The organism is Corynebacterium sp. Marseille-P8863, assembly GCF_946902955.1.
Taxonomy (GTDB): Bacteria; Actinomycetota; Actinomycetes; order Mycobacteriales; family Mycobacteriaceae; genus Corynebacterium; species Corynebacterium gottingense.
The window spans coordinates 64,761-88,608 of the sequence record NZ_CAMPQC010000003.1 but is presented as its reverse complement, the minus strand read 5'-3'; the positions used below and the strand labels follow the sequence as shown (position 1 = coordinate 88,608).

The 23,848-nt window shown below is 68.7% G+C and carries 23 protein-coding genes, 1 tRNA gene and 1 riboswitch; of the genes, 15 read left to right on the top strand and 9 right to left on the bottom strand.

The window, feature by feature from the left end; all coding sequences use genetic code 11:
- The first annotated feature begins 8 nt into the window (after nt 1–8).
- The 4 genes from OVO38_RS02700 (at nt 9) to OVO38_RS02685 (ending at nt 4,391) form a co-directional block, all read left to right on the top strand.
- Nucleotides 9–103 (top strand) — tRNA-Sec (locus OVO38_RS02700).
- Nucleotides 104–126: 23 nt separating this feature from the next.
- Nucleotides 127–1,422 (top strand): L-seryl-tRNA(Sec) selenium transferase, encoded by a 1,296-nt coding sequence (gene selA / locus OVO38_RS02695; protein WP_267207708.1) that lies wholly within the window; start codon nt 127–129, stop codon nt 1,420–1,422.
- Nucleotides 1,419–3,197 (top strand): selenocysteine-specific translation elongation factor, encoded by a 1,779-nt coding sequence (gene selB / locus OVO38_RS02690; RefSeq protein WP_267207707.1) that lies wholly within the window; start codon nt 1,419–1,421, stop codon nt 3,195–3,197. The genes selA and selB overlap by 4 nt, the downstream gene beginning before the upstream one ends.
- A 117-nt stretch (nt 3,198–3,314) precedes the next feature.
- A complete protein-coding gene (locus OVO38_RS02685; RefSeq protein ID WP_267207706.1) occupies nt 3,315–4,391 on the top strand; it encodes an HNH endonuclease in 1,077 nt (358 codons plus the stop codon).
- Between the two features lie 11 nt (nt 4,392–4,402).
- Here OVO38_RS02685 and OVO38_RS02680 read toward each other — a convergent pair whose 3' ends face one another.
- Nucleotides 4,403–5,599, bottom strand: coding sequence for a hypothetical protein (locus OVO38_RS02680; protein ID WP_267207705.1), 1,197 nt, complete (start codon nt 5,597–5,599; stop codon nt 4,403–4,405).
- Nucleotides 5,600–5,659: 60 nt separating this feature from the next.
- Complete coding sequence (locus OVO38_RS02675; RefSeq protein WP_267207704.1) at nt 5,660–6,604, bottom strand: DUF808 domain-containing protein; 945 nt, start codon at nt 6,602–6,604, stop codon at nt 5,660–5,662.
- Between the two features lie 112 nt (nt 6,605–6,716).
- Nucleotides 6,717–6,830: riboswitch (TPP riboswitch) on the top strand.
- Between OVO38_RS02675 and OVO38_RS02670 the strand changes: the two genes are divergently transcribed.
- The 4 genes from OVO38_RS02670 to OVO38_RS02655 all read left to right on the top strand — a co-directional run bounded on the left by OVO38_RS02670 (nt 6,824) and on the right by OVO38_RS02655 (nt 10,023).
- Nucleotides 6,824–7,465 (top strand): ECF transporter S component, encoded by a 642-nt coding sequence (locus OVO38_RS02670; protein ID WP_095275805.1) that lies wholly within the window; start codon nt 6,824–6,826, stop codon nt 7,463–7,465. It overlaps the preceding riboswitch by 7 nt.
- A complete protein-coding gene (locus OVO38_RS02665) occupies nt 7,466–8,797 on the top strand; it encodes an ABC transporter ATP-binding protein (protein ID WP_267207703.1) in 1,332 nt (443 codons plus the stop codon).
- Entirely contained in the window at nt 8,794–9,555 is a 762-nt protein-coding gene (locus tag OVO38_RS02660; RefSeq protein WP_267207702.1) for an energy-coupling factor transporter transmembrane component T family protein, read from the top strand. Before OVO38_RS02665 ends, OVO38_RS02660 begins: the two co-directional genes overlap by 4 nt.
- Complete coding sequence (locus OVO38_RS02655) at nt 9,556–10,023, top strand: hypothetical protein (RefSeq protein WP_267207701.1); 468 nt, start codon at nt 9,556–9,558, stop codon at nt 10,021–10,023.
- Here OVO38_RS02655 and OVO38_RS02650 read toward each other — a convergent pair.
- Both OVO38_RS02650 and OVO38_RS02645 read right to left on the bottom strand, forming a co-directional pair.
- Nucleotides 10,020–10,556 (bottom strand): DUF402 domain-containing protein, encoded by a 537-nt coding sequence (locus tag OVO38_RS02650; protein ID WP_267207700.1) that lies wholly within the window; start codon nt 10,554–10,556, stop codon nt 10,020–10,022. The two genes, OVO38_RS02655 and OVO38_RS02650, sit on opposite strands and share 4 nt — an antisense overlap.
- Nucleotides 10,557–10,561: 5 nt before the next feature.
- Nucleotides 10,562–11,248, bottom strand: a complete 687-nt coding sequence (locus tag OVO38_RS02645) for a hypothetical protein (protein ID WP_267207699.1) — start codon at nt 11,246–11,248, stop codon at nt 10,562–10,564.
- 239 nt (nt 11,249–11,487) lie between these two features.
- On the opposite strand from OVO38_RS02645, the gene typA reads away from it, so the two are divergent.
- The 7 genes from typA to OVO38_RS02610 all read left to right on the top strand — a co-directional run bounded on the left by typA (nt 11,488) and on the right by OVO38_RS02610 (nt 18,502).
- Nucleotides 11,488–13,404, top strand: coding sequence for a translational GTPase TypA (gene typA, locus OVO38_RS02640; protein WP_095275818.1), 1,917 nt, complete (start codon nt 11,488–11,490; stop codon nt 13,402–13,404).
- Between the two features lie 11 nt (nt 13,405–13,415).
- Nucleotides 13,416–15,062, top strand: coding sequence for an ABC transporter family substrate-binding protein (locus OVO38_RS02635; RefSeq protein ID WP_267207698.1), 1,647 nt, complete (start codon nt 13,416–13,418; stop codon nt 15,060–15,062).
- 50 nt (nt 15,063–15,112) lie between these two features.
- Complete coding sequence (gene mshB, locus OVO38_RS02630) at nt 15,113–15,994, top strand: N-acetyl-1-D-myo-inositol-2-amino-2-deoxy-alpha-D-glucopyranoside deacetylase (RefSeq protein ID WP_144717116.1); 882 nt, start codon at nt 15,113–15,115, stop codon at nt 15,992–15,994.
- 11 nt (nt 15,995–16,005) lie between these two features.
- Entirely contained in the window at nt 16,006–16,371 is a 366-nt protein-coding gene (locus OVO38_RS02625; RefSeq protein WP_095276197.1) for a hypothetical protein, read from the top strand.
- Between the two features lie 13 nt (nt 16,372–16,384).
- Nucleotides 16,385–16,708: a ferredoxin gene (gene fdxA / locus OVO38_RS02620; RefSeq protein ID WP_095546214.1), complete on the top strand. Its 324-nt coding sequence runs from the start codon at nt 16,385–16,387 to the stop codon at nt 16,706–16,708.
- Nucleotides 16,709–16,712: 4 nt separating this feature from the next.
- Complete coding sequence (gene dapC, locus OVO38_RS02615) at nt 16,713–17,816, top strand: succinyldiaminopimelate transaminase (RefSeq protein WP_095537009.1); 1,104 nt, start codon at nt 16,713–16,715, stop codon at nt 17,814–17,816.
- Nucleotides 17,817–17,920: 104 nt separating this feature from the next.
- Nucleotides 17,921–18,502 carry a GtrA family protein gene (locus OVO38_RS02610; RefSeq protein ID WP_416358563.1) on the top strand — a complete coding sequence of 194 codons (582 nt, stop codon included), beginning with the start codon at nt 17,921–17,923 and terminating at the stop codon, nt 18,500–18,502.
- Here OVO38_RS02610 and OVO38_RS02605 read toward each other — a convergent pair.
- The 5 genes from OVO38_RS02605 to OVO38_RS02585 all read right to left on the bottom strand — a co-directional run bounded on the left by OVO38_RS02605 (nt 18,491) and on the right by OVO38_RS02585 (nt 23,821).
- Nucleotides 18,491–18,904: a GNAT family N-acetyltransferase gene (locus tag OVO38_RS02605; protein WP_133064705.1), complete on the bottom strand. Its 414-nt coding sequence runs from the start codon at nt 18,902–18,904 to the stop codon at nt 18,491–18,493. The genes OVO38_RS02610 and OVO38_RS02605 overlap by 12 nt on opposite strands.
- Before the next feature lie 88 nt (nt 18,905–18,992).
- Nucleotides 18,993–19,958, bottom strand: coding sequence for a 2,3,4,5-tetrahydropyridine-2,6-dicarboxylate N-succinyltransferase (gene dapD / locus OVO38_RS02600; protein WP_095275833.1), 966 nt, complete (start codon nt 19,956–19,958; stop codon nt 18,993–18,995).
- A gap of 5 nt (nt 19,959–19,963) precedes the next feature.
- Nucleotides 19,964–21,364, bottom strand: coding sequence for an amino acid permease (locus OVO38_RS02595; protein ID WP_267207697.1), 1,401 nt, complete (start codon nt 21,362–21,364; stop codon nt 19,964–19,966).
- Nucleotides 21,361–22,767 (bottom strand): amino acid permease, encoded by a 1,407-nt coding sequence (locus tag OVO38_RS02590; protein ID WP_416358566.1) that lies wholly within the window; start codon nt 22,765–22,767, stop codon nt 21,361–21,363. The genes OVO38_RS02595 and OVO38_RS02590 overlap by 4 nt, the downstream gene beginning before the upstream one ends.
- Nucleotides 22,768–22,876: 109 nt before the next feature.
- Nucleotides 22,877–23,821 carry a succinyltransferase gene (locus tag OVO38_RS02585; RefSeq protein ID WP_122084792.1) on the bottom strand — a complete coding sequence of 315 codons (945 nt, stop codon included), beginning with the start codon at nt 23,819–23,821 and terminating at the stop codon, nt 22,877–22,879.
- Between the last annotated feature and the right edge of the window lie 27 nt (nt 23,822–23,848).

Below are 23,848 nucleotides of genomic sequence, written 5' to 3'. Positions count from 1 at the left end.
TTTTGCGCGGAGGCGTACGTGTCCTGGTGGGCGCCCCAGTCTTCAAAACTGGTGAGGCCGAGCAGCTCGACCTGGCAGGTTCGATTCCTGTCCGTCTCCGCCACGCTTTTCGAGGAGGACACGAGCTTGACCGACCCGCGCCGCCACATCCCCCGCACCGACGCGCTGCTGGCGTTGGCGCAGGACACGCCGCTCGCCGCGCACGCGCTCAAGTCCCTCGCGCGCACAACGCAAGACGCTTGTCGACGCCGCCTTATCCCACCCCACGCCGCCGAGGCCTACTTCCTCGCCCTGGTTGCCAAGGGCGTCGCCTCCATGACGCCGGTGCTCAACGCGACGGGCGTGGTGGTGCACACCAACGTGGGGCGCGCGGCACTCGCGCCGGAGGCCGTCGACGCCCTCGTCGACGCCGCGGGCTACGTGGACGTGGAGATGGACCTCGCGACCGGCCGCAGGTCGCGCAACCGCGGGGCGGGCGCGCGCGACGCGCTGCTCGCGGCGTGCCCGGCGGCGGAGGATGCGCTGGTGGTCAACAACGGCGCGGGCGCGCTCCTGCTGGCCAACGCGGCGCTGGCGGAGCACGGCCGCGTGCTCATCTCGCGGGGCGAGCTCATCGAGATCGGGGCGGGGTTCCGCCTGCCGGAGCTCATCGAGTCGGCCCGCGTCGAGCTCGTCGAGGTGGGCGCAACGAACCGGACGCACCCGCACGACTACGAGCGCGCCGCCGCGGGCGCGAGCGCCATCCTGAAGGTGCACCCGTCCAACTACCGAGTCCACGGCTTCACCGCCGAGGCGAGCGTGGCTCAGCTGCGCCACATCGCCGACGCGCACGAGCTGTCCCTCATCGTGGACACGGGCTCCGGGCTGCTGCACCCGGACCCGGCGCTTCCCGACGAGCCCGACGCCACCACCGCGCTGCGCGCCGGCGCCGACATCGTCCTCTTCTCCGGCGACAAGCTGCTCGGCGGGCCGCAGGCGGGCGTGATCCTGGGGCGCAAGGACGCCGTCGAGCGGCTGCGGCGGCACCCGCTGGCGCGCGCGGTGCGCGTGGACAAGCTGCGCCTCGCCGCGCTCGAAGCGACCGTCCGGCTGCGGAACACACCCACCTCAGCGGCGCTGCACGCCGACCCCGACAAGCTGCGCACCCGCGCCGACGCGCTCGCCGCGGCGCTGCGGGAAGGCGGCACGGAGGCGTGCGTCGTGCCGCACGACGGCCGCGTCGGCGGCGGGGGAGCGCCCGGCGTGCCGCTCGCCGGCTGGGCGGTGGCGGTTGACCAGTCGCTCGCCGAGCCACTCCGCCTCCAACGCCCCGCCGTCCTCGGCCGCGTCCACGACGGCGCGCTGCTGCTCGACCTGCGCTGCATCCCACCCGCGCGGGACGCCGAGCTCGCCCGCGCCGTCGCCGAAGCGGGGCAGCAATGACGCCCCCGACGTACGTCATGGCAACCGCGGGCCACGTCGACCATGGCAAGTCCACCCTGGTCAAGGCGCTCACCGGGATGGAGCCGGACCGCTGGGAAGAGGAGAAGCAGCGCGGACTCACCATCGACCTCGGCTTCGTCTGGGCGCGCCTGCCGCAGGGAGCCGGCGACCCCGTCGACGTGGCCTTCGTCGACGTGCCCGGCCACGAGCGCTTCATTGCCAACATGCTCGCCGGCGTCGGCCCCGCGCCCGCCGTCCTCTTCGTCGTCGCGGCCGACGAGGGGTGGATGGCGCAGTCCACCGACCACGCCGCCGCCATCGACGCCTTCGGCATCACCGACGCAGTCATCGCGATGACCAGGGCCGATCGCGCCGGCCGCGCGCGCCGAGACGAGGTGCGCGCCGAGATCGCGCGCCACGTCGCCGGCACCACGCTGGAGGGCGCGCCGGTCGTCGAGGTCTCAGCGCACACGGGCGAGGGGATGGTGGAGTTGGGGCGCGTGTGCGTCGATAAGCTGCGAAATGCGCCGCGGCCCGACCCGGACGCGCGCGTGCGACTGTGGGTCGACCGCGCATTCACCATCAAGGGGGCGGGCACCGTGGTCACCGGCACGCTCACCGCGGGCACGATCCGCCCTGGCGACACGCTGCGGCTCGGCGCGCGGGACGTGCAGGTGCGCGGCATCCAGTCCGAGGACACGCCGATCGGCGCGGCTGCCCCCGCGATGCGCGTCGCGCTCAACCTGCGCGGGGTCAGCGCCGAGGACCTCGGTCGCGGCGACGCGCTGTGCACCCCGGGCGCGTGGGAGCAGACCTCGCTTATCGACGCCCACATCACCACCGGCCAACCTGCCACCAACCTCCCGCACGAACTGGTCGCGCACGTCGGCACCGCGCAGATCCCGGCGAAGGTGCGGCCGTTCGGCGCCGACTACGTGCGGCTGGTGCTCGACCGGCCGCTGTCCCTGACGCTCGGCGACGCGCTCGTGCTCCGCGGTCCCGGCGCACAGCACATCTTGGCGGGCGTGCGCGTGGTCGACGCGGACCCGCCGGAGCTGCGGCGCCGCGGCGACGGCAGGCGCCGCTCCGAGCAGCTGCCCGCGCTGCCGTTGTTGGATGCGGAGATTGCGCGGCGCGTGGCGGTCACGCCCGCGCACCTGGCTCGGCTCGGCTTCGACGTGCCGGCGGCGCCGCCGGTGGGCGCGGTGGCGTTCGCCGGGTACTGGGTCCGCGCGAGCCAGGTGATGGCGTGGAAGCGCGAGCTGGCGGCGGCGGTGGCGGAGCACGAGCGCGACAACCCGCTCTCCGCGGGCCTCTCGGCTGGCGCGGCGTCCGACCTGCTTGGGCTGCCCGACCCGAAGCTGCTCGCGCTGGCGGCCGCGGCGGCCAAGCTCACGCTCGCCGGCGGAGTGGTGACCAGCGGCGCGCAGCGGGACCTGGGGCCGGGCGTGGCCCGCCTGGAGGAGCGCTTGCGCGCCCAGCCGTTCCGCGCGCCGGAGGCGGCGGACCTCGCGCGCTGGAACGTGGGCGAGAAGGAGTTGGCGGCGGCGGAGCGCGCCGGCCGCATCGTGCGCCTCGGCGACGGCGTCGTACTGCTCGCCTCGGCCCCCGCTCGCGCCGCGGAGCTGTTGCGCGACCTCGACTCGCCCTTCACCGCCTCGCAGGCGCGCCGCGCGTGGGACACGACCCGCCGCGTGGCGATTCCGCTGCTCGAGCTTCTCGACGCCCACGGCATCACCCGCCGCCTCGACGGCAACCTCCGGGCGCTGCGTTGAAATCCCGAAACCTAATTAGACGTTGGAAACACCCCGCCGGTTCCCTGGTTGGCCGAAAGTGGAATCCTTCTCACAAACCATTGAACCCGCAGGTCAGGGGAGTTTATGCTGTGTGGCATGACGCTTCTCGACGACCTGATCACCCTCGACAGCCGCGGCATCGACCTTGTTGCCGCGGCCGCGTCGTCAAGCGCCGAGACCCTGATCTCCCGCGGTATGGACCCCGACCGCGCCGCCCAACTGACCACCGCCGCCGAGGTCTTCTTCGCCCCGGTACGCAACCGCCGGGCGCAGACCGCCTGCGTCGACGCCGCACGCAGCCGCAGCCACCGGATCGACACCCTTGCTTTTATCGCCCGCTCCTCTCGCAGCCTGCCCACCGACGCCGCACGCTGGAAATACCGCACCACCCTGTGCGAGACCCACGGCGATTTGCGCACCATCATGCGCGCGGCGAAGAAACTGAAAAAGACACTCGCCCCACCTCCACCGCGGGCACCGAAAGCACACATCACCTACCACGACAAGGGCCTGTCCACCCTGCATGTAACGGGGCGTACCAGCGACGTGCTCGCCGCCTACCACGCAGCACGCCTTGACCCGGCAGCCTGGCTGACCGGTGATGCCACCACCCGTGCTGCCGCACCTGCGATCACCACGGTGCTCAACATGGACATCGGCGAGTTCGCCACCTGGCGCACCCACCCCAACAACGCCGCCGAGATCCAGGTGCAGCTGACCAACGGCGAGTGGCTTGACGGTGCCGAGTTGGTCAACCGGAAGCTCAACAAGGCGGGCTACATCGCGCTGATCTCGCCGACTGACGGGCCGGTCAACCTGTATGCGACCACGCTGGCTGGGGATGACCCGGCCAACCCGAGGCGGGCGACCCGGGAGCTGCGGCTGTTGATGAGTGCGGACGGGCCGACATGCGCCTGGGCGGATTGCCACCAGCCGGCGGATGTCTCCGAGGCACACCATCTCACCGAGTGGGCCAGCGGGGGTGGGACGGAGATTGGGAACCTGTGCTGGTTGTGCACCTACCATAATCGGCAAAACGGCAGGCCATCCCGTGGCCGGATGGGCAGGCACCGCGGGCGCATCACCTGGCAGAGCCCGAGTGGGTATCGAATACCCGGCGGGGTTGATCACGCCGACCCCGACAGACGCGAACAACGCCTCGCCCACATTTGACACACGCCCGCCTAGTCGGCCGGCGTGACTCCGTCGCGCTCTGCTATGAAATGCTGCAGCGTGCGGTCGGGGGCGCGGTGGTGCCCCTCGGCCTCGAGACCCGACGCTGCCTGTGCGCGCTGTTGGCGGCGCAGCTGCACCTTCTCCACTTCGGTGAGATAGTCACCCGCGCCGCTCCACGAGTGCTGGGGCGCGAACCCCGCGAGGCGCGCGCTGTGCAGGTCCGCGAACGATTCGGTTGGCGTGGGGTCCGGTTCCGGTGCTGGCGCTGGTGCTGGTTCCGGTTCCGGGTCCGGGTCGGGGGCGGGAGTGTCGTCGACGATGCCGAAAATCTCCGTCGGCGCGGCCATCTCGGCCGGACGGTCGCCGCCGGTGAGCGAGACGTAGCGCGCCGTGTGCAGTGGCTTGACCTCCTCGTCTGGGTCCGTCGCGTAGTCGTGTTCCACGGTGACAGCCCACGAGCCGTCGGGGAAGTCGACCACGGACCAGGGGCGGCGCGGGCGCGAGTCGGGGACGCTCAGCGCGGGGACGAGTACGGGCCCTTCGCCCGGTGAAGCGACGTCGAGGGCGGCCATGGCGTCGATAAGCACTGCCCTGGCGTAGACCTCTGGGGCGCCGAGGGCCGTGGCTTCTTCGACGAACTCGACGAGGTCGAGCGCGTCGTCGCCGGTGAAGCCGCCGAGCACGCGGCCGTCGTAGACCGCGACGACGGTGTCGGCGATGCGGTGCAGGGCCACGAGCCACTGGCCGGGGGAGAGCATCTCCAGCTCCTCGGCGGAGAACTCGCCCGCGGCGGTGTCGATGACCATCATGTCGCCGGGCGGGAGGACCCACGCGCCGGCCGGGGTGTCGTTGCGTGGCACGGCGAGCTGGGTGGGAGGCAGGATCACGGCCACGTCGAACTGGCCGGTGGCGGCGTTGAACCGCAGCTCTGCGGTCGTGCCCGGGCGGAGCAGCGACTTGTGCACGCGTTCGATGTCGGGGAAGCGGGCGCGGTCCTCGGCGGGGACGGTGCCGATCACCGCGCCGTTGTAGCGGACGCGCCACGACCCGGTCAGGGGGTTCGCCTCGAGGTCGACGTCGATGTACGAGGTGGCGCGGTTGGCTTCGAAGTCGGTGAAGAGCGCGGCCTGCACCACGTGGGTGAGCCGGATCTCTTCGCCCGCGCCCCAGATAGCGGGGGAGAGGGGGTAGCGCTGGAGTCCCACGGCCTTGGCCTCCTTCGGCTTGTGTCGTTCGTTGCCGTTTACTTTAGGCGCTCCGACACACTACGCGGCCTGGTGCCCCGCTTCCTTGTCGCGAGACGGCAGCACCTTCTTCACGCCGGAGACAATGGCCAGCACGATGAGCCCCACGATGAGGCCGGTGACCAGGGAGATGCCGGTGTCGACGAGCCAGCCGAGCGCGCCGCCGCCGACGGCCTCGACGCCGCGCTCGATGAGGTCGTGCGGCCAGTGCCAGCCGAAGACCTCGTGGAAGCCGCGGATGATCAGGTGTCCGCCGACCCACAGCATGGCGACGGTGCCGATGATGCCGATCGCGGCGAGCACGTACGGCATGCCCTTGACCAGCGCGCGGCCGAGTCCTGGCGTGCGGCCGCGTTCGATCATGCCGTGGCCGATGTCGTCGACTTTCACCAGCAGCGCAACGGCACCGTAGACCAGCACGGTAAGGAAAAAGCCCACCGCGATGAGGACGGCTGCTTCCATCCAGATGGGCTGGTCGGCGACCTCATCGAGCGAGATGATCATGATTTCGGCGCTGAGGATGAGGTCGGTCGTAATGGCGGACTTCACCAGCGAGTCTTCGTCCGCAGCCGACTTGTTCGCCGCGCGCTCCTGCTCGGCTTTGTCGTCAGCGGTGAGCTTGTGCACGATCTTTTCGGCGCCCTCGAAGCAGAGGTAGGTGCCGCCGACCATGAGGAGCGGCACGAGCGCCCACGGCGCGACCGCGTTGAGGAGCAACGCGATCGGCAGGATGATGAGCAGCTTGTTACGCAGCGAGCCCTTGGTGATCTTCCAGATCATTGGCAGCTCGCGCGCGGGCGTGACGCCTGAGACGTACTGCGGGGTCACGGCGGCGTCGTCGATGATGACGCCGACCGCCTTGCTCGAGGTTTTCGCGGTCATCGCGGCCACGTCGTCTGTTGATGCAGCGGCGGTGCGCGCGATCAGCGCGACGTCGTCAAGCAGTGCGAGGAGGCCACCAGCCATATTCTTACCTTTCTGTTGACAGCGCTCCAAGCTTATCGACGATCACCCGCCCCCGCCCACTCCGCACGAATCGGGCGGTTCCGGCGGCCCCGTTGCGCTCGGGTACGCTAATGGTGCACTACACGGGAGCTGGGCGCGCGCCTGGCTGAGATTCCGCGATACGCGGTAAACCGTCGAACCTGATCCGGGTAATACCGGCGATAAGGAAGGAAGATTCGCATGACTGCGACCCCTGCCCGCGCTGCGGCGCCGAAATCCAACTCCTGGCGCGTGATCGATATTGTCACCGCCGCCGTCCTCGGCGTGGCCTGCGGCCTGCTGTTCGTGCTGTGGAACGGTGTGGGTTACGCGGGCTACAAGGCTATCGACGCCGTCACCCCCGGCCTCGGCGGCCTGTTTACCGGCATCTGGCTGATCGGCGGCGTGCTGGGCGGGCTTATCATCCGCAAGCCGGGCGCGGCCGTGTTCGTGGAGGTACTCGCGGCGTCGGTCTCCGCGCTGCTGGGCAGCCAGTGGGCGATCGAGACCGTGTACTCCGGACTTGCCCAGGGCTTCGGCGCGGAGCTCATCTTCCTCATCTTTATGTACAAGCGCTTCTCGCTGGACGTCGCGGTGCTCTCCGGCATCGGTGCGGGCGTGGGCGCGTTCGTGCTCGAGCTGTTCACCTCCGGGAACCTGGCGATGAGCCTGAGCTACAACCTGATTTACCTCGTGTGCACGGCCATCTCCGGCGCGGTGCTCGCGGGCCTGCTCGGCTTCGTCCTGGTCAAGGCGCTGGCGAAGACCGGCGCGCTGGATCGCTTCGGCGCGGGCCGTGAACGGCTGCGCGCACAGGCAGGCGCGCCGAACCCGGGCCGCTAGATGCCCGCGATCCTGGCCGAGGGCCTGAGCTACCAGTACGCCACCCGCGCCGAGCCCGCGTTCACGGGCGTGGACCTGCGCATCGAGCGCGGAGAGCGCGTCATCCTCACCGGCGACTCCGGCTCCGGGAAGTCGACGCTGCTTGCCGTGCTCGCCGGTCTGGCGGGCGGCGACGACGAGGACGGCCACAGCACCGGCACGCTGACCGTCGACGGCACGGTCGGCATGGTGATGCAGGACCCGGAGGCGCAGACCATCCTCACCCGCGTGGGCGACGACGTCGCCTTCGGCGCGGAGAACCTCGGCGTGCCCCGCGAGGAGATCTGGCAGCGGGTGCGCGCCTCCCTCGACGCAGTGGGCCTTGACGTGCCGCTGGATCACAACACCGCCTACCTCTCGGGCGGGCAGAAGCAGCGCCTCGCGCTCGCCGGCGTGCTGGCGATGGGCGCGGACATCCTCATCCTCGACGAGCCGACCGCCAACCTGGACCCGGCGGGTCGCGACGAGGTCATCGCTGCGGTGGAGCGGGTGTGCAACGACACCGGCGCCACGCTCATCGTCGTGGAGCACCGCCCGCGGCCGTGGGCGCACTTCGCCACGCGCGTGTTGCACTTGGGTGACGGAGGGGTGGAAGAGGTGGGCGTCGACAAGCTGCCCGGCGCCCCGCAGCTGCCTCCCGCACGCGGCGTGCCGAGCGCAACTCCAGCGGCGCTGACGACGCGCGGCGTGCACACCCGCGTAGGCCGGCAGCCCGACCTGGCCATCCCCGAGGGTGCGTCGACCGTGATCACGGGCCCGAACGGGGTCGGCAAAACGACGCTCGCGCACGTGTTGGCGGGCTTGGATGCGCCGAAGGCGGGCGAGATCATCTACGCGGAATCGATCACCCGTGGGCTGACCACGCCAGCGATCCGCTGGAAGTCGGCGCAGCTCGCCGAGCGCATCGGCTTCGTCTTCCAGGAACCGGAGCACCAATTTGTCACCTCGACGGTGCGCGAGGAGATGGCCCTGTCCGGCGCGTCGCAGGCGCGCGTCGACGAGCTGTTGCGGCGGCTGCGCCTCGAGCACCTCGTCGGCGCGAACCCGTTTACCCTCTCGGGCGGGGAGAAGCGCCGGCTGTCGGTGGCGACCGCGCTGGTCAACGCGCCGAGCCTCGTGCTTTTCGACGAGCCCACGTTCGGCCAAGACGACCGCACCTTTGCCGAGCTGGCGCGGCTGATCCGCGAGCTGACCAACAACGGCGTGACAGTGGTGTCGATTACGCACGACGAGGTGTTCATCGACTCGCTCGGCGACCACATCATCCGCTTGGAACCGGAGGCCGCATCGTGAACCTGCTCGATGGGATGAACCCGGTCACCCGCATCCTGGGCCTTGCGCTGATGACGACGCCGCTGTTGGTGAGCATCGATTGGGTCTCTGCGACCGTCGCGATTGTGGCGACGCTCGTACTCGCGCCGCTGTGCGGGGTGGGCTACGGCCGGTTCGCGCGCCGCGCCTGGCCGATTCTCCTGCTCGCCCCGGTCGCGGGTATTCCGATGGCGCTGTACGGCCAGTCGGGTGGCGAGGTGTACCTGGATTACGGGTTGATCCAGGTCTCGGAGCTGTCGCTGTCGCTGGCGTGGGCGATTACGCTGCGCGTGCTGGCGGTGGCGCTGCCGGTGGTGGTGCTCTCGGCCGATGTGGACCCGACGGATCTTGGCGACGGACTCGCCCAGGTGCTGCGTCTGCCCGCGCGCTTTGTGCTGGGGTCAGTCGCCGCGCTGCGCATGCTCACGCTGCTACGCGAGGACGTGGAGGCGATGCGGCGGGCGCGCCGCTCGCGCGGGATCGCGGACATGAACCGGGTGCGCTACGCGTTTTCGCTGGCCTTCGGTCTGCTCGTAATGTCGCTGCGCCGCGCCGGCAAGCTCGCCACCGCCATGGAGGCGCGTGCGTTCGGGCGGACGGGGGCGCGCACGTGGGCGCGCGAGTCCAAGATGCACGCGCGCGACTGGGTGGTGCTCGCGGTGTGCGTGGCGCTCGCCGCCGTCGCGCTCGGCGCAGCCTCTGTGGCCGGGGAATTTCGCCCGGTGTGGGCGGTGGGCTAAGTGCCGTACACGCTGCTTATCGACGGCCCCTCCGGCGCCGGAAAGACCTCGCTGGCCAACCAGATCGGCGCAGCACTCGGCATTCGCGTGGTGCACCTGGACGACTTCTACCCGGGCTGGTCGGGCCTCGCGGAGGGGGCGGCGATGGTGGCCCGCGACGTCCTCGACCCGGTCTCGCCGGGCTACTGGCGGTGGGACTGGGAGCGCGACAGGCGAGGGGAATGGGTGCCGCTTGAGCCGCGCGCGGATGTGATTGTGGAGGGAGTGGGGGCGGTCACGTGGGCGTCGATAAGCAGAGCCCGGGCGCGGGGGAGCGTGGACACGCTGCGGGTGAGCGCCGACGAGAGCTTGCGCAAGCGACGGGCGCTTGCGCGGGACCCGTACTACGCCGAGTATTGGGACATGTGGGCCGCGCAGGAGACGCAGCTCGCCGGTGTTCCGGTGGACGTGGAAGTGCGGCGCGTTTAGCCGACCGGGGTGAGCTCGACCTCGTCGGCCCAGGTGAGCTCGATGCCGAGGGCGCGGAGCCACTCCATCGCGTCGTCGTCGTGGCGGGTGATGCCCTCGACCGCGCGTAGAGTGACGTCGATCGCCTTTTCGGCTTCTTCGGCGGTGATGAGGCCGGCGGAGCAGGCGGCGGCAAGCTCGTCGATGTCCACGACGTCGATCGGGTTGCCGGTCAGCGACACAAGGTCGACGTAGAGGTCGCGGGTGCGCCAGACGTCGCCGTCAACGTCAATGTCCGCGACGTCGAAGTAGAAGTCTTGCTCCTTCTCCGCGCCCTCGCGGAAGTGGAAGATGTTGGCGCGCAAACCAAGCTCGGGCAGCAGCCAGCTCTCCAGGTAGCCGAAGCGGGGGTGGTTCGCGCCGCGGGCCATGTAGAGGCCGAAGTCCGTCACCTTGTACGTGTCCACCTCGCGGAGGAAGCCCTTCGGGTCGGTGTTGGTGTTCGACGCGGTGTCGAAGCTTTCCTGCTTCACGGGGTGAAGGTCGGCGCTCATGGTTACTACCTCACGTGGAAACTAGCTGCGGTTGGGGCGAACTTGCAGACGTTGTCGGCGGTGCGGGCACTGCCGTCAATGACTGCCAGGACGCGGCCGGGGCCCGTCGCGGCGGTGCCGGTCAAGGTGGTCGGTCCTGTTGGGTTTATCCCGTGGTTGCCCAACGGTGTTACACCGGTGCGGAAATTGTCCAGGTTGATCCAGTACGCATTCATGAGGCCCTGGTCCTGCGCCGCCGCCGGCGTGCCGAGCGCCGTGAAGACGAATGTGGCCTCGCCCGCGGCCGCGCCAGGCTGGGGGCTCGTGGCGGGGCCGGGGACCACGAGCGCGGAGGCGGTGGAGTGCATACCGGGGCCGATGCAGTTGGAGGAGACGGTCGGCCAGGCGAACTGCGTGAACGCGGGGGCGTCCTGCGGCAACTCGGGGCCGCCGAGCTCGCCCTGGCCGGCGTAGAAGGCGAGGGCGGTGCGCAGCAGGTTGGCCGCGTCAGCGGGGACGAACGGCTGGCTGGCAAACGCCTCGACGCGCGCAATGGTCTCGTCGTTGGGGCGGCCCAGCGAGTCGAGCGGGTTTGAGGACGTCGTGGAGCCGACGGTAATGGGCCCCGCGGAGGGGGCGGCGTGCGCGGCCGGGGCGACGGCGAGCGTGGCGGCGGCAAGTGCGCTAGCAGCGGCGATGGCGGTGGTTCGCACGGCGGTGACGTCTTCCTTCGGGGTCTCGGGGCTGGGGGCTCGACGCGGGGTCTGGCGCGCACGAACGCGCGCAACACACCCGCACCTTGCGCAGCTACAGCAACAGTAGTCACTTTTGTCACACTGTCAAGGTGGGGTGGAGGGGCGTCGATAAGCGAAATGCTCCAAACGTGCGAGTTGGGCGCGGCAGGGGTAAGGTTTAAGCGTTCTACCGCCTATGTATAAGGAGCACCGGATCAGTGTCGCATCCTGAATTTCGTAACGTCGCCATCGTCGCCCACGTTGACCACGGCAAGACCACCCTGGTGAACGGCATGCTGGAGCAGTCCGGTGTGTTCGGCGACCACGGCGAGCACGGCGACCGTGTGATGGACTCCGGCGAGCTTGAATCCGAGCGTGGCATCACCATCCTGGCCAAGAACACGGCGATTCGCCGTAAGGGCAAGGGCAAGGACGGCCGCGACCTGGTCATCAACGTTATCGACACCCCGGGCCACGCCGACTTCGGCGGCGAGGTCGAGCGCGGCCTGTCCATGGTGGACGGCGTGGTGCTGCTTATCGACGCCTCCGAGGGCCCCCTCCCGCAGACCCGCTTCGTCCTTGGCAAGGCCCTCGAGGCCAAGAAGCCGGTGATCATCTGCGTGAACAAGACCGACCGCCCGGACGCGCGTATCGACGAAGTCGTGGAGGAAGCACAGGACCTTCTCCTCGAGCTCGGCGCGTCCCTGGAAGACCCGGAGGCCGCAGAGGCCGCCGAGAACCTGCTCGAGCTGCCGGTGCTCTACGCCTCCGGCCGCGAGGGCCGCGCGTCGCTGGAGAACCCGGGCAACGGCAACGTCCCGGAGAATGAGGACCTCCAACCGCTCTTCGACGTCATTTACGACACCCTGCCGGAGCCGTCCGCCGAGATCGACGCGCCGCTGCAGGCCCAGGTGACCAACCTGGACTCCTCCTCCTTCCTCGGCCGTATCGCGCTGATCCGCGTGTACAAGGGCACCGTGAAGAAGGGCGACACCGTCGCGTGGGTGCACTACGACGCCGAGGGCGAGCAGCACGTGAAGAACGTGAAGATCGCCGAGCTGCTGGTCACCGAGGGGCTCGACCGCGTCCCGGCGACCGACGACGTGGTTGCCGGCGACATCGCCGCGGTCTCCGGTATCGACGAGATCATGATCGGCGATACGCTGTGCGACCCGGAGCACGTCGAGCCGCTGCCGCGCATCAAGATCGATGACCCGGCGATCTCCATGACCATCGGCGTGAACACCTCCCCGATGGCCGGCCGTAACGGCGGCGACAAGCTCACCGCGCGTATGGTCAAGGCCCGACTCGACCAGGAGCTCATCGGTAACGTCTCCATTAAGGTGCTGCCGACCGAGCGCCCGGACGCCTGGGAGGTCCAGGGCCGTGGCGAGATGGCGCTGACCGTGCTCATTGAGACGATGCGCCGCGAGGGCTTCGAGCTCACCGTGGGCAAGCCGCAGGTGGTGACCAAGGAGGTCGACGGCAAGACCTACGAGCCGTACGACCACATGATCATTGACGTCCCGTCCGAGCACCAGGGTGCCGTCACCCAGCTCATGGCCAACCGCAAGGGCCAGATGACGACCATGGGCAACGCCGGTTCCGGCGACTGGGTCCGCATGGAGTTCGACGTGCCGTCGCGCGGCCTCATCGGCTTCCGCACCACCTTCCTCACCGAGACCCGCGGCGCTGGCATTGCCAACTCGTACTCCATCGAGCACCGCCAGTGGGCCGGCGAGATCAAGGGCCGCCCGACCGGCTCGCTCGTGGCCGACCGCTCCGGCCAGGTCACCGCGTACGCGCTGCAGAACCTCGCAGACCGTGGCGACTTCTTCGTCGAGCCGGGCGCCGAGGCGTACGAGGGCATGGTCGTCGGCGCGAACAACCGCGACGAGGACATGGACGTCAACATCACCAAGGAAAAGAAGCTGACCAACATGCGCTCCGCCACCGCGGACGCGACCGTCACCCTGGCGAAGGCGCGCACCCTGTCCCTGGACGAGGCCATCGAGTTCTGTGACGACGACGAGTGCGTCGAGGTTGCCCCGGAGGCCATGCGCGTGCGCAAGATCATCCTCGACGCCACCGAGCGCGGCCGCGCACGTTCCCGCGCGAAGGCAAAGAACAAGTAAGCGGTCTCCCCATGCACGTCCCCGCACGCAGGTGGTGTGCCGCGTTCGGCGCAGCGCTGCTGCTCGCGGGGAGTGCCGGGTGCGCCGCCAACCCAGGTCCGCCGCCACTGGTGGACCCCGCCGAGGTGCAGGACGCCCCCGGCGGCGACACCAGCGCCAACGATGCTGGTGACAGCGCCGCGGAGCCGGACGAGGAGACGTCGACAAGCAAGCCCACGCAAGGCCCCGAGCGGACCCAGATCACGGTCGGCACGGACACGCTGCGCAACGGCCTGAACCCGCACCTGCGCGCCGACGAGTCCGCGATGGTGCGCAGCATTGCCAACCTCGTGCTGCCCAGCGCGTTTGTGGACGGCGTCCGCAACGACGAGCTGCTCGTCGCGGCGACGCGGCTGCCCACCTCGAGCTACGCCATGACGGTGCGCTACGTCATCGCGCCGGAGGCGCAGTGGTCCGACGGCACGCCGATTACCGGCGCTGACTTCGCCTACCTGTGGCGCGGGATGTCGCACACCCCGGGCGCGATCGACGCGGAAGGCTACGGCGCGATCGTGGGCGTGCGCGTCAGCGGCGACGGCGGAAAGGTCGTCGACGTGGACTTCGCCCGCCCGGTGGGGCAGTGGCAGAGCCTGTTCCAGCACCTGCTTCCCGCGCACCTCTTCGCGGCGGACGCGTCGGACTTCCGCGCGGCGCTGCACGACACGATCCCGGCGTCGGCCGGCCGCTACATGGTGCGTGAGGTGGACCGCGGCCGCGGCACGGTCACGCTCAACCGCAACGACAGGTTTTGGGGCGAGTCGCCCGCGCAGATTGACATCATTAACCTCCAGGAGGTGCGCACGACCACTCAGGTTGCGGACCAGCTGCGCGCGGGCCAGCTCGCGTTCCTGGACAAGACGCCGCAAGAGACGTCGTCGCGAGTGCTCGACCTGCTGCCATCAACGCAGACGCGCCTGATCAGCACCCCGCGCACGCTCGGCGTGAACGTGTCAGTGAACTCGGGCCTGTCCCGCGGGATGCGCGAGGAGCTTCGCTCGCTTATCGACGTTCCACTGCTCGCCCCCATCAGCGCCGGCCGCTCCGCGGACCTGGACCCAGCCGAGCCTACCCCGCCCCTGGAAGGCGAGCCTGTGCGGCTGCAACAGTTCGTGGAGAAGTACCGGCCGCTGCGCATCGGCGTGGACGCCTCCGACACGGCCGCGTCCGCCGCGGCGCGCTCGCTCGCGGACATCCTCAACGGCCGCGGAGTGCGCGCGAGCGTCGTGTCCACCGATACCGCGTCGCTGCTGTCCAGCAGCATGCCCGATGGCAACGTTGACGTGCTGGTGGGGTGGCGGTACGACGCGGGGACCACCACCCAGCTGGCCGGGCGCGTGGCCTGCCCTACAGGCAAGTACTTGGAGGAGAACGTTTCCGGGCTGTGCACGCAGGAAAACCAGCTACTGGCCAGCGCCATCCTTTCCGGCGAGGTGGGCCAAGGCGAGGCGGCGCGGCGCGTCGCCGACATCGAGCAGCAGGAGGTGCTCTGGGTGCCGGTGGTGCGGGAGCGCCGCATCCTGGCGCTCGGGACTACAATCGACGGCCCCGACGCGGACCTGCAACGATGGAACCAAGGCCTGTCGAGCGCCGCGCAGTGGACGCTCACCGGCACTGAGTAGCAGCCGAGCAGCGCACGCCGCCCAAACCAATTCAACGCAAGGAGGAGACAATGCACACCACCAACAGGGACCTCGCCGGCTACCGCGTGGTGGCGGTCCACGCACACCCGGACGACGAGGCGATCACGATGGGCGGCACGCTCGCGGACCTGGCGGCCCGCGGGGCGGACGTGCTTGTGGTGACCTGCACGCTGGGTGAGGAAGGCGAGGTCATCGGCGAGCCCTACCAGCAGCTCACCGTGGACCACGCCGACCAGCTTGGGGGCTTCCGGATCCGGGAGCTGCAGGAGTCGCTCGCGGCGATGGGCGTGCGCGGCGCGTTCCTCGGCGGCGCGGGCTGCTACCGCGACAGCGGGATGGCCGGGTCCAAGGCGCACGAGAATCCGCGGGCGTTTGTGCATGGGGGGCAGGGGAGCGTCGATAAGCTTGCTGCCCTGCTCGAGGCCGAGCGGCCGCACCTGGTGCTGACCTACGGACCGGACGGTGGGTACGGGCACCCCGACCACATCCGCGCGCACGAGATTGCGCACGCGGCCGCCGAGCAGGTTGGCGTGCCGCGCATCCTGTGGGCAGTGCGGCTGGCGGAGGAGACCAACGCGCTGCTTCCCGCCGAGGCTCCGGAAGGCTGGCGGCTGCCGGAGGACGGCGAGCTCGACGGCGTTGCGCATTCCGACGTCGCGGTGCGGCTTTCCCACACCGCGTACAGCGCGAAGGTGGCGGCGATGCGCGCGCACGCCACCCAGCTGTGGATCGCGGACGGGCGCACCAGCGCCACCAACCCGCACTCGGTCGTGGGGCAGGGGCCGGTGGTGTACTACGCGTTGTCCAACCTCATCGTGCAGCCGATTCAGCCGTACGAGCACTTCCAGCTTGGCGCGGGCGTGCCGATTGAGCGCCCGGAGGACGGGGTGCTCGGGGGTCTGGCTCGGTGACGGAGCCGGCCGTGCGCACGGACTACTCGCGCGGCGAGGTCGTCGCCGCGATGGTGTGGCTGGGCATCGGCGCGCTGGTGTCACTGCTGCTTGAGGTGGTCTACCTGGGCGCGCGCGTGGGCAGCGTCCCCGTGCCCGCGACGGTGCTGGTGGCGCTCGCGTTCAATGTGGTGCTGACCAGGACCGCCCGGTTGTGGGCGCGCGGTGGAGCGTGGATCGCCTTCGTACCCCTGGCGGTGTGGCTGGGCGGGTTCTTCGCCCTCATGTTCGTGCTTCCAGCTGGCGGCCCGCAGCTCGTGCCGGATAATATTCTGACGTTGCTCCTGCTGTTCGCCGGAATTTTGGGTGGCGTTTTCCCGATGCTCCGAGCGAAGTGACATACTGGACAGCATGACTTACGTGATTGCTCAACCATGCGTGGACGTGCTGGACCGCAGCTGCGTCGAGGAGTGCCCCGTCGACTGCATCTATGAAGGCAAGCGCATGCTCTACATCCACCCGGACGAGTGCGTCGACTGCGGCGCGTGCGAGCCGGCTTGCCCCGTCGAGGCCATCTTCTACGAGGACGACACCCCGGACGAGTGGGCGGAGTACTACGACGTCAACGTCAGCTTCTTTGACAAGCTGGGCTCCCCAGGCGGCGCGGCCAAGACGGGCCCGACCGGCTACGACCACCCGTTTGTCGCAGCCCTGCCGCCGCAGAACCAGGACTAGGCGTATGCCGGTTACACCCAAGCGTCAGCCCCTTGGTCAGCGCCTGCCGGAGTTTCCTTGGGACACCATCGCCGAGGTCAAGGCGAAGGCGGCCGCGCACCCCGACGGTATTATCGACCTCTCTGTGGGCACCCCGGTCGACGACGTCGCGCCGTCGATCCAGCTCGCGTTAGTCGAGCACGCGGCCGAGCCCGGCTACCCGCAGACGGTGGGTACGCCGGAGCTGCGCGAGGCGATTGTGGGCGCGATGGCGCGACGTTTCGCGGTCACCGGCCTTGACGAGCGCTCGGTCTTGCCCGTTATCGGCACGAAAGAGGCTATAGCCTGGCTGCCGACGCTGTTGGGGCTGGCCGGCCAGAAAGTGATCATCCCGGAACTTGCGTACCCCACCTACGAGGTCGGCGCGCTGCTCGCCGGTGCGGAGCCGGTGCGTTCCGATACTCCGGTTGAGGGGGCGGCGCTTGCGTTTATCAACTCGCCGTCGAATCCATCCGGCCGGGTGATGAGCGTTGCCGAGATGCGCGAGTGGGTGGAGTTCTCCCGCGACACGGGCGCGATCATTGCGTCCGACGAGTGCTACCTGGGCCTGCCGTGGTCTGCTGAGCCGGTGAGCATCCTCGATCCGCGTGTCTGCGGCGAGGATATGACTGGTCTGCTTGCGCTGCACTCGCTGTCGAAGACGTCGAATTTGGCATCGTATCGCGCGGGCTGGATCGCGGGCGATACAGACTTGGTGCAGGAGCTCCTGTTCGTGCGCAAGCATTCCGGGCTCATGGTGCCCGGGCCCGTGCAGCACGCCATGCGGGCCGCGCTTATCGACGACGCGCATGAGCAGCTCCAAGCCGCCACCTACGCGAAGCGACGCGCCACGTTGCTCGCTGCGCTCGTGGACAGCGGTTTCACCGTCGACCATTCTGAGGCCGGCCTGTACCTGTGGTCGTGCCGCGAGGGCATGGGTGCGCGCGACACACTCGACTGGCTCGCTGAGCGCGGGATCCTGGCCGCTCCGGGCGACTTCTACGGACCGGCGGGGGAGCAGCACGTGCGCATTGGGCTCACTGCCCCGGACGCGCGTATCGACGCTGCGGTGGCGCGCCTGCAGGACTAATAGCGCGCGACGCAGTTTTCGCGTTTTTCTTTCACAGACGGCCACGTACTAGACTGGACAGGTTAGTACGTGGCCGTTGGCGTAGTTGAAGGAGGCATGCGCGCGTGTCGAAGTCGCACATCACCCCGGGGGAGCAGCGAGCCACCCCACCGACCAAAGGGCAACGCGTGGCCACCGGGCTGCGGGAGTTTTTCAAGTTCGGTGTGGTCGGCGGCTCCGGCGTTGTGGTCAACCTGGTGGTGTTCTACCTTGCGAAGAAGGCGCTCGACGCCGGCTGGGATCTGCACGAGGCAGACGCACTGGTGGCGATCTCGGGCACGCGATTTAATGTGCGCTGGTACCACGTCATGTCCACCATCGCGTTCCTGCTGGCGAACGTGTGGAATTACCAACTCAACCGTTCTTGGACCTTCCGCAAGCTCGAGCAGCGCAACTGGTTTGCCGGCTTCTTTCCGTTCCTCGCGACCGGTGGTATTGCGTTTTTGGTGTCGCTGACGTTTATGACGCTGTTCATGAACCCGAACTCGCCGATCGCGCTGCCGGATCACATCCTCGACGACTCCACAGGCTTGCGCACCAAGTCGTATTGGGCGCAGGCGTTGTCCACCTTGATCGCGATGCCGGTGAACTTCATCATCAACAAGGTCTGGGCTTTCAGGAAGCCGAAGGAGATCTCAGCTGCGTGACCTGCGGTATTGCAGGTGGCGGCCATGTTCAACCGCGAACGTGTAGCCGTTGCTTTCCGCGACGTGGCGAGAGGCGGAGTTGCCCGGAAGCATCTCGATCTTGAGCGTCTCGGCCCCGCGCGCAAAGGCATGATCAGTCACGAGGCGCACCGCGCGCGTCATGAGGCCACGTCCGCGTGCCCATGGTGCGGTGTTGTAACCAAAGTTCGCCGCGCCGTCTGGCTCGAGGCGCAGTTCGATGTTGCCCGCGTATCGAGCGTCCACCACTAACGCCCACCGAAACACGCCATCTGGAACGTGGGCGAGGAATTCGTCGAGCATCTCCTCGGTGAACGGCGAAGGCACAGTGGTCCACTCAACCATTCGATCATCAGTGGAGGCAGCGAAGAGGTCCTCGCGCACACCAGGGACAGTGTGTACATGGGACCACGGCAAAAGGGTAAGGCCGCCGTCGACGAGTGCGTCGTCGCGCGGCGGCCACCAGGAAGTGCTAGTTGGCGTGCAGCGCCTCGTTGAGCTCGATGCCCTTTGCGGCAACGACCTCGATGGCTCCGGAGGTGGAGTTGCGTCGGAACTGCAGGCCGTTGGCGCCGGAGAGCTCGAGCGCCTTGATGGTGGCACCCGCCTCCTTGCCCAGCGCCTCGGCGACCTCTGCGGTGAGCACGACCTTCGCGCCTGCGGTGACGTAGAGGCCGGCTTCGACCACGCAGTCGTCGCCGAGCGAAATGCCGATACCCGCATTCGCGCCGAGCAGGCAGCGCTCGCCGAGGGTGATGGTTTCCTTGCCACCGCCGGACAGGGTGCCCATGATGGAGGCGCCGCCGCCGATGTCGGTGCCGTCGCCGACGGTCACGCCGGCGGAGATGCGGCCCTCGACCATGGAGGCACCGAGCGTGCCGGCGTTGAAGTTGACAAAGCCCTCGTGCATGACGGTGGTGCCCTCGGCGAGGTGGGCGCCGAGGCGGATGCGGTCGGCGTCGCCGATGCGCACGCCGGAGGGCACCACGTAGTCGACCATGCGGGGGAACTTGTCCACGGAGTAGACGATGACGGGGCCGCGGGCGGCGAGGCGGCCGCGGGTCATCTGGAAGTCGGAGACCTCGCAGGGGCCGTAGTTGGTCCACACCACGTTTGCGAGCAGCCCGAACACGCCGTCCATGTTCGCGCCGTGCGGCTTGACCAGGCGGTGGGAGAGCAGGTGCAGGCGGAGGTAGACATCGTAGGCGTCGATCGCCGGCTCGTTGATGTCAGCGATCGCGGTCTCCACGGCCACGCGGGCAACACCGCGGTCCTCGTCGGGGCCGATCAGGTGGGAGAAGCGAGCATCGGCCTCGTCCAGGCGCTTCGTGCCACTTTCGGCAACGGTTTCGCCCAGCTTAGGGGCGGGGAACCAGACGTCGAGGACAGTGCCGTCATGAGTAACCGTGGCAATTCCACGTGCAATCGCTGAAGTCATGCCTGTTAGCTTAGATCATCCTGTCGGAGCGCTGCAGCCCTGCCCCGTGTGAATAGGGACGCGACAACAAGTGCTGCGGAAACGATAAGGACGGCGAGGATCTGACCGCGCGCGGAGGCGTCGATAAGCATGAGCCCCACGAGCGCGAGCAGGGCGGCGAGCGTAGCCCACGGCACGAACATCCCACCTTGTACCTCGACGGCGGAATGGCCTTCGCCCGCGCGCATTTCCGGGCGCAGGCGGATGTAGCTCAGCGTGATCATGATCCAGGTGACGATGAGGCAGCCGCCGACCGCGTTCATGAGGAAGCTGAGCAGCCCCGGCGGGTTCCACCACTGCAGACCGACCGCGACGAACGCGAAGAACATGGAAACCAGCACCGAGTTGAAGGGGACGCCACTCGCGTTGGTCTTGGCAAGCCACTTCGGGGCGTCGCCCTCGAGCGCTTGCTGATACGCCAGGCGAGAGGTGCCGAAGATCTGCGCGTTGAACGCCGAGAGCAGCGCGAGCACGATCACGACTTCCATGAAACCGACAACACCGGGCAGGTTTGCCATGGACAAGACCTGGGTAAACGGCGAGTCCGCGGCGGAATCGGCGGCGTCGATCTGCGCGTAGGGCAGTAGGAGGATGATCACCACGACGGAGCCGACGTAGAACAGCGCGATACGCCAGATAATGGAGTTGACCGCGTTCTTCACGGCCTGGGCGGGGTTTTCGGACTCAGCCGCCGCGATGGTGACGACCTCGATGCCGCCGAATGCGAAGGCGACGGCGAGCAAGCCGGCGGCGATACCCGGGATGCCGTTCGGCGCAAAGCCGGATTCCTTCACGTGGGTGAGCCCGACAAAGTCGCTGCCCGGCAGCACGCCCAAGAAGAGGAGGGCACCAATGACCAAAAAGCCCATGATGACCACGATCTTGATCATGGCAAACCAGTACTCAAACTCGCCGAAGCCCTTGACCTGGGCGAGGTTGACCACGGCGAAAAACACCACGGCGACCAGTGCCGGGATCCACTGCGGGATGCCGAACCAGCCGGCCATGATGGCGGCCGCGCCCGTGATTTCGGCACCACCGACCATGATGAGCAGGAACCAGTACAGCCAGCCGAGCAGGAACCCGGCCCAGTGGCCGAACGCCTGGCGCCCGTATGTGGCAAACGAGCCGGAGGAGGGGCGCGACGCCGCCATCTCGCCGAGCATGCGCATCACAGCGATGACGATAAGACCGGCGATGAAGTAGGCGATCAGGATCGCGGGCCCGGCGGCGCGGATGCCCTCGCCGACGCCCAGGAAGAGGCCGGCGCCGACCGCCATGCCCAGCCCCATCAGGGTGAGGTGGCGGGACTTCAGGCCGGTGCCGAGCTCGGAATCAGGGCCGTTGTGGGTGGTAGCGCTGCTCATCGGATGTTCCTTTCGGCCGCCTTCGCGGCGTTGATGCGGAAGGAGTCGGTGCGCGTCCACAGCACACCTGCAATGGCGGCCACGCCGACGACGACGGCCACCGCGAGTAGCTGCGTGCGCCCGTCGGGTGTGGTGAGCATGAGGACGACGAGCGCTGCAGCGAGCGCGATGGTCGCCCAGGGCAGCACGGACGGCGCCCACATGCGCACCTGCGTGATCTCGCCCGTGGCCACGAGTCGCGGGTGGAGGCGCAGGAAGGAGAAGCTGATGGTAAACCAGATCACGATCAGGCAGCCGCCGACCGCGTTGAGCAGGAATGCGAGCAGCCCCGGTGGGTTCCAGTACTGCAGGGCGACGGCGCCGAACCCGAAGCAGACGGAGACGATGACCGCGCGCATGGGCACCCCGCGCGTGTCCGTGGTGGCAAACATCTGCGGGGCGTCGCCGCGCAGCGCCAGGTTGTGCAGGAAGCGGGAGGAGCCGTAGATCTGCGTATTGCACGCCGACAGCAGCGCAACCACGATGACGACCTCCATGATGCCCACCGCGCCCGGGACGTTGGCCAGGTGGAGAACGGCGGTGAAGAGGGACTCGGAGGCGTCCTCGGCTCCGCCGATCTGCCCGAACGGCAGCAGCATGACGATGAGCAGCACGGAGCCGATGTAGAAGAAGCCGATGCGCCAGATGATGGAGCGGATCGCGGCGTGGACCGCCACCTCGGGGTCTTCCGACTCGGCGGCGGCGATGGTGACCAGCTCGATGCCGCCGAAGGCGAATGCGACGGCGAGCATGGCGGTGGCCACGCCGCCCCAGCCGTTGGGCATGAACCCGACCTCGGCGATGTTGCTTGTGCCGACGAAACTGGTGCCGGGCAGCACTCCCAACCACAGGGCCACGCCCAGGATCAGGAACGCGATGATGACGGAGACCTTGATGAGGGCGAACCAGAACTCGAATTCCCCGAAATTCTTCACCGCGGCGAAGTTGATCACGGTAAACACCACGATGGCCACGAGCGCCGGGATCCACGGCGAGATGCCAAACCAGGCGGCGATGATGGCGGAGGCGCCGGTGATCTCCACGGCCATGATCATGATCATCATGAACCAGTACAGCCAGCCGATGGCAAACCCGGCCCAGGGGCCGAGTGCCTGCTCCGCGTAGGTGGAAAAGGTGCCGGAGGACGGCCGCGCCGCCACCATCTCTGCAAGCATCTGCATGATGCACACGGTGATCGCGCCGGCGATGAGGTAGGCGATGATCACCGCTGGCCCGGCAGCGGCGATGCCCACGCCGGTACCGAGGAAGAGCCCGGCGCCGATTGCGGAACCGAGCCCCATCATGGTCAGGTGGCGGGTTTTGAGGCCACGCTCAAGCGAGACGGAGGCAGAAGTCGGTGCGATGACCGACGCGCTGCCAGGGGAATCCTGAGAAGACATGGTCTTACTCTAATCGTTGGCACCGCGTCGCGGGCCAATAAGGCTCGCATCGTCCCAGCTGGGGGCTTGAATGCTAATCGACGCTTCCCTGATCCCTCACAACCGGACAATTGCTCATCGCCTCGCGCCGGATGAGCAAGTCGTCCTGCCCGGCGATCTCTTTGGCGGGGATCTCGCGGTCCAGGCGGGCGTCGTACACCACCGATTCCGGCTCGATCATGACGTTGACGCCGACGGTGCAGTTATCGCCCAGGTCCACGCCGAACACGCCGGCTGAGGGGTGCATCGTGCAGTGCTTGCCCACCCGCATTGGGCCGCGGGTGCGTTGCGTGGCGCGCGACGCCATGAGCACGGATGACAACGCCAGGTCCGCGCCCTCGCCGACCACCACGGACGAGGACAGGCGCCCCTCCACCCGCGAGGGGCCGAGCGTGCCCGCGTTAAAGGAGACGTAGCCCTCGCGCAGAACCGACGTGCCCGGCGCGAGGTAGGCGCCGAGGCGGACGCGCTCGGCCTGCGCGATGGACACACCCGAGGGAACGACGTAGTCCACCATGCGCGGCACTCGCTCGATGCCCCAGACGTGGATCGTGCCGCGGGAGCGCAGGTTGGTGCGGATGAACTCGAAGTTGTCCGTCAGGCACGGGCCCTTGTTGGTCCACACCACGGGCACGAGGTGGCTGAGGCAGTCCTCCATGTTCAACTCGAGCGGCTTGACCAGGCGGTGGGAGAGCAGGTGCAGCCGCAGGTAGACGTCGTGCGCGTCCACCGGTGGCTGTGACAGGTCCGGGATGCGGGTGCGCACCGGGACGAGCTCCACCAGCCGGTCGCGGTCCAGGCCGACGAGGTTGAGGAACCGGTCGGACAGCTCGTTCGCGCTGACGCGCTCGGTGCTCGCGGGGGCGGGTGGCTCGGACGGTGTGGCGTCGATAAGCGCTGGGCTCGGGTACCAGGTGTCCAAGACGGTCCCGTCCATAGCGATGTTGGCAATTCCGGTTGCTTCCGCTCCAATGGGCATGTCCTCATCCTAGGCGGATTGCCGCCC